At 71.7% G+C, this 4,060-nt stretch carries 6 protein-coding genes; 3 read left to right on the forward strand and 3 right to left on the reverse strand.

Annotated elements, in window-relative coordinates:
• Positions 1–457, forward strand: a 457-nt coding sequence (locus tag DLJ58_RS00365) for a hypothetical protein (RefSeq protein WP_208740740.1), incomplete at its 5' end; no start/stop codon positions are given.
• A 10-nt stretch (positions 458–467) separates the two neighbouring features.
• Positions 468–1,421: a prephenate dehydratase gene (gene pheA, locus DLJ58_RS00370; protein ID WP_124853331.1), complete on the forward strand. Its 954-nt coding sequence runs from the start codon at positions 468–470 to the stop codon at positions 1,419–1,421.
• Between the two features lie 78 nt (positions 1,422–1,499).
• Here the strand turns inward: pheA and DLJ58_RS00375 are convergent, their stop codons facing one another.
• The 3 genes from DLJ58_RS00375 to DLJ58_RS00385 form a co-directional block, all read right to left on the reverse strand.
• The gene (locus DLJ58_RS00375) at positions 1,500–2,222 is read right to left on the reverse strand and encodes an AIM24 family protein (RefSeq protein ID WP_112583872.1); all 723 of its coding nucleotides are present in this window, start codon (positions 2,220–2,222) and stop codon (positions 1,500–1,502) included.
• 126 nt (positions 2,223–2,348) lie between these two features.
• Positions 2,349–2,696: a metallopeptidase family protein gene (locus DLJ58_RS00380; RefSeq protein ID WP_181518411.1), complete on the reverse strand. Its 348-nt coding sequence runs from the start codon at positions 2,694–2,696 to the stop codon at positions 2,349–2,351.
• Between the two features lie 149 nt (positions 2,697–2,845).
• Entirely contained in the window at positions 2,846–3,277 is a 432-nt protein-coding gene (locus tag DLJ58_RS00385) for an OsmC family protein (protein WP_124853332.1), read from the reverse strand.
• A 131-nt stretch (positions 3,278–3,408) separates the two neighbouring features.
• Between DLJ58_RS00385 and DLJ58_RS00390 the strand changes: the two genes are divergently transcribed.
• Positions 3,409–4,060: hypothetical protein (locus tag DLJ58_RS00390; RefSeq protein WP_208740742.1), on the forward strand; the 652-nt coding region annotated here is incomplete at its 3' end.

Genomic DNA, 4,060 nt, shown 5'->3' on the forward strand with positions numbered 1-4,060 from the left:
CCCACCCGGGCTGGGGGAGCCGACCGGCGTGCCCACCCACACCGCGGCCCCGACACCGGCCGGCCCGAGCACCGCACCGGCCACCCCGCCGACCACAGCGCCGTCTCTCGGTACGGTCACGCCCACCCCCGACGCCGGGCTGGTCGCGACGGCCTGCCGCAACGGACCGACCGGCCAGCGGGTGCTGCAACTGTTGCGCGGCAGGGCCGGAGTGCTGCCGGCGAACGTCCGGGTCCAGGTCCGCACCGGGCCGCTCTGCGCTGCCGACTGGCAGTTCACCGTGCTGGCGGTGACCGGGCACGAGGAACTCCAGGTGGTCACCCGGGGCGAGCCCGGTTCTCCGGTGCTGGTCACCGCCGGCACGGACGTCTGCACCATCGAGGTACGCGCCACCAGCCCGGCCGGGATTCGCGCCCTCGCCTGCGACGCCGGCCCGGCCAACGGACCGGGTGCGTAGGCTGATCGGCATGCCGGGAACACCGCCGACACGCTTCGTCTTCCTCGGGCCGGAGGGCACCTTCGCCGAGCAGGCACTGCGCTCCATACCCGCCGCCGAGCGCGGCACCCGTACGCCCGCCCGCAGCGTCGGAGAGGCGCTGGACAGCGTCCGCGCCGGCGACGCCGACGCCGCGCTGGTGCCACTGGAGAACTCGATCGGCGGCGCGGTGGGCGTCACGCTGGACGAGATGGCCGAGGGCGAACCGCTGGTGATCACCCGGGAGGTGATCCTGTCGGTGCAGTTCGTGCTCGCCGCGCGGCCCGACACCCCGCTGCCCTCGATCCGCACCGTGGCGGCCCATCCACAGGCGTCCACCCAGTGCCGGGGCTGGTTGCGCAACCACCTGCCCGACGCCGTGGTGGTCGACGTGCTCTCCAACGGCGCGGCGGCCGCCGGTGTCGGCAGGGGCGACTACGACGCGGCGATCTGCGCACCGATCGGAGCCTCCGGGCACCGACTCACCACACTCGCCGACAAGATCGCCGACCACCCCGACGCGGTGACCCGGTTCGCGCTGGTGTCCCGCCCCGGGCCGCCACCGCCGCCGACCGGTGACGACCTCACCTCGCTCGCGGTCTACATCGCCCACGACCGGGTCGGCGCGCTGCTGTCCGTGCTGATGGAGTTGGCCGTCCGTGGGGTCAACCTGACCCGGATCGAATCCCGGCCGACCGGCGAGGCGTTGGGCCGCTACGTCTTCTTCCTGGACTGCACCGGCCACGTGGCCGACGTCCGCCTGGGCGAGGCGTTGCAGGGGCTCCGCAGGGTCTGTGCCGACGTCCGCTTCCTGGGCTCCTACCCCCGGCACCGGTGGGCCGAGGCGGGCGAGCGCCCGGTGCCCGCTCCAGCGGGCCTCTCCGACGTCGACTACGCCGACGCGGCGGCCTGGCTGACCCGCCTACGTACCGGTGAGTTGACCTGACCGGCGCGGAGCGCCCCCACGCGCTCCGCGCCGCCGCGGTCAGCTCGACAGATCAGGTGCGCCCTGCGTCAATCCCGGTCAGCTCAGCAGACCGCCGAGCAGACCGCCCTCCTGCTGCTGCTGGCCACTGCCCAGGACCGGCGGCTCCTCGGACGGCTGCACCACCACGAAGCCCTGACCGGCGAAGCTCATGGTGAACGACTCACCGGTGCGGCGCCCGAGCAGAGTGCCGAGGCCGAGCTGCTCGGCCCGGTGGTAGCCGGTCTGGAGGTTGGCCGACCAGCAGACCGCTGCCTGGGGGTCGACGTACGTCGGGGCGTCCACGTTCAGCACGACCGGGGTGCCCTTGGTGGTGATGGCGATCCGCCCGTAGCCGCTGAACACACAGTTGAAGAGGCCGGACGAGGACGCCATCCCGGCACCGCCGACCATCCTGATGTCGTACTGGAGGGTGGAGTCGAAGGCGAGCACGCTGCTGCCGTTGATGGAGAGGGCGTCGCCCGGCTCCAGGTCGATGATGTGCACGTCCTTGGCCAGCTCGGCGAGGAAGACGTCACCCTGGCCGGTGACCTTCATCAGCGGGACGCCCTCGCCGGTGAGCTTCTGCTTGAGGAACTTGCCGAGCCCGCCTGAACCCAACGCCTGGAACTGCACGTTCCCCTGGTAGGCGACCATCGACCCGACCCGGGCCATCGCCTCGCCGTTGAGCTCGATCTTCAACATCTTGGAGTTCTGCAACCGCATGCCGGGCTGCGCGGACTCCTTCTCCAGATTCTCCGCGGAGAACAGCTCGCTGCGCATGAAAGGGCCTCCTGAATAGGGTCGCGTTCGCTGCACCGACGGTAGGCGACCTCGGCAAGCACCGGCCATCGGACGGACGGCGCGGCGCGGGCGGGTCGTGCGGCGCGGGCGGGTCGAGCGCGGGGCTCAGCCCCAGCCAAGCGCGTGCAGGCGCGCGTCGTCGATGCCGAAGTGGTGAGCGATCTCGTGCACCACGGTCACCGCCACCTCGTCGATGACGTCCTCGTCGTTGTCGCAGATCCGCAGGATCGGACGGCGATAGATGAAGATCCGGTCGGGCAGCACGCCGGCATAGTCCCAACCCCGCTCGGTGAGCGCATACCCCTCGTAGAGGCCGAGCAGGTCGACCTCTCCCGGTGGCGGGTCGTCCTCGACCAGGATCACCACGTTGTTCATCAGGCCGAGTAGTTCTTCGGGCACCTCGTCGAGGGCTTCGCCGACCAACTCCTCGAAGCGCTCACGGCTCATCTCCACCGGCACCTCGCCCATTGTGCCCGACGCGGAGGCACGCGGCCCGGCCCTGCTGGACGACCGTGGCCGTCATCCGCACATGCACGGAAGAAGCGACCACCCGGGACCGGGCGGAGGCTCCTTCCGTGGACGTACGGTGTGGGCCGGCCAGCTCAGGCAGTCAGGCGGGCGTTCAGGGTGATCTCGGCACCCGGCGAGAGCAGGCGGGAGATCGGGCAGTTGGCCTTGGCGGCCTCGGCGAGCTTCTGGAACTCCGCGTCGTCGATCCCCGGGACCTGGCCGACCGTCTCCAGGTCGATCCGGGTCACCGTCATGCCGGCGTCGGTCTTGTCCAGGTGCACCTTGGCGGTGGTCTCGACGGAGGTGGCCGTCGAGCCCGCGTCGGCAAGCGCCTTGGAGAACGCCATCGAGAAGCAGCCGGCGTGCGCGGCGGCGATCAGCTCCTCGGGGTTGGTGCCCTCACCCTCCTCGAAGCGTGACTTGAAGGAGTAGTTGCCGGACAGGCCGCCCTTCCCGGTGCGGATGGTGCCCGCGCCCTCGGTGAGATTGCCCTGCCATTGTGCTGAAGCGGTACGGATTGGCATGGGGCAAACGCTAGCGGAAAGGCGGCCGCTGAGCGACAGACCGGCGCGCTCGCCAGCCCTGCGATCCCTGTCACCACCAGCTTGCTGTGCCATGATGCGACCCAGGTCCGTGACCGGCGGAAGGGTGGCCGATGTCCGAGGAGCGTCCGATCCCGCGGCAGGACGACCGATCCGAGGCCCCGGCGGTGATCGAGTGGGGTGCCGACGAGCGGGCCCCGCGACGCCGCTTCGCCTTGTCCCTGGCCGATTTCGCGCAGGATCCTCGGCTGCCCCTGCTGCTCGCCGGTCTGGGCGCGGTGGCCGCGATCGCATCGCTCGTCGGTGAGTGGCTGGTGATGCGCCTGCCGAACGGCGGGCCCGACGGGAACGCTACGTTCGAGGTGCCCGCCGGGGTGTCCGAGGTCGGTGGCTTCGGGGTCGGCTACCTGGTCGGGCTTCTCGCTCTCGTCTGCTCCGTGGCGCTGACGTTGCGCGGCACGGCAGCCGTGCGGCCGAACGCCCGGCTGGCCGGCCTCACCCTGGCCGGTGCCCTGCTGGTGCTGCTGGTGGCTGCCACGGCCGGCCTCGACAACCCCGGTCAGCGAAACTTCTTCTACTCGCTCGAGGACGGCTTCCAAATCGAGTACGGCCGTGGGCTGGTGATGGCGTTCGTGGCCTGTGTGCTGTTCGCGGCCGCCCTGCGGCTGACCCCCGCCGCGCCTCCCGGCGTGTCCGCGGGGGCACCGGACGAGGACCGGCCCGGCGACGCGCCAGCACCACGGCCCCGGCGCCGCCGCCGCGACC

It is taken from the genome of Micromonospora arida (genome assembly GCF_003857035.1).
In the GTDB taxonomy this organism is placed as follows: Bacteria; Actinomycetota; Actinomycetes; order Mycobacteriales; family Micromonosporaceae; genus Micromonospora; species Micromonospora arida.

Coding starts and splice junctions, on each gene's coding strand:
- pheA (WP_124853331.1), top strand. CDS start 468: ATGCCGGGAACACCGCCGACACGCTTCGTCTTCCTCGGGCCGGAGGGC.
- DLJ58_RS00375 (WP_112583872.1), bottom strand. CDS start 2,222: ATGCGCAGCGAGCTGTTCTCCGCGGAGAATCTGGAGAAGGAGTCCGCG.
- DLJ58_RS00385 (WP_124853332.1), bottom strand. CDS start 3,277: ATGCCAATCCGTACCGCTTCAGCACAATGGCAGGGCAATCTCACCGAG.